The sequence below is a fragment of the Roseateles chitinivorans genome, assembly GCF_002761755.1.
In the GTDB taxonomy this organism is placed as follows: Bacteria; Pseudomonadota; Gammaproteobacteria; order Burkholderiales; family Burkholderiaceae_C; genus Roseateles; species Roseateles chitinivorans.
The window spans coordinates 1-962 of the sequence record NZ_PEOG01000157.1 but is presented as its reverse complement, the minus strand read 5'-3'; the positions used below and the strand labels follow the sequence as shown (position 1 = coordinate 962).

1 protein-coding gene is annotated in these 962 nt (G+C 76.1%); it reads right to left on the bottom strand.

Translation table 11 applies throughout. The features are described 5' to 3' along the window. Window positions 1-962: hypothetical protein (locus CS062_RS27345; protein WP_199174363.1), on the bottom strand; the 962-nt coding region annotated here is incomplete at both ends.

Sequence of the window (962 nt, the reverse complement as noted above, 5' to 3'; positions counted from 1 at the left end):
CTCCTCGTCGCTGCGCAGCGGGTCGTCATGCAGCGCCAGCAGGTCGGGCACCAGCGCCGGCAAGCCCAGCACGCCGGCCGCGCGCGCGGCCTGCCAGCGATCGGCATTGCGCAGCATCGCGCGCAGCAGCACCGCATCGCCCGGATGGCCGTGCATCGCCATCGCCAGCAAGGCATCGGCCCAGCCGGGATCGCGGGTGGCCATGCGGGTGGCCTGGCCATGCATCGCCGGCAGGCGCAAGGCCGCGCCCACACGCAGCGCGGCCCGCGCGACCGGCTCGATCGGCGAGTGCGCCGCCGCCAGCAGCAGCGGCTCGCAGCGGCCCGGATCGAACTGCTGCGCCGGGGCGCCAAGCGCGGCGGCGACCACCGCCGGCGCCGCATCCCGCATCGCCGTCTCCCAGGCGCCTTCCGGCAGCTCCCAGCGGAAGGCCAGCACCCGCGCGGCCGCGGCCCGCAGCGCCGGCAACTCATGGCTCAGGAAGGGATTCAGCAGCGCCGGCAGGTCGCTCCTGGGCGACAGCGACAGCGCCTCGACCGCATGGGCGCCCTCCTCCGGATGGCGGCTCACCGCGGTCTCGAAGATCCGGCGCATGGCCGGCAGCCAGCGGTCACCGGCCACGCAGCCCAGCACCAGCAGCGCCGCGAAGACGCGACCGGGATCCGGCAGGTCCGGGTCGATGGCCAGGGCGGCGACCTGGTCGAGCGCATCCGCGCCCAGTCCGACGATCGCATTGATCTGCGCCAGCAGCCGGCGCTCCGAGTCGATCGGGGTGCGCCAGTGTTCGTCCGGTTGCGGCGCACGGTAGGCGCGCAGCACGGCGACCAGGTCCAGGCATTCCTCCGCCGCGCGGCGCCGGAACACCGCGGTGCCGCCGGCATCGAAAGGCGGCGTCGAGGCCTCGCCACCGGACGGCCAGGCGCCGCGCCAGCCGGGCTGGGCCGGCACGCGCAGCGATGGCG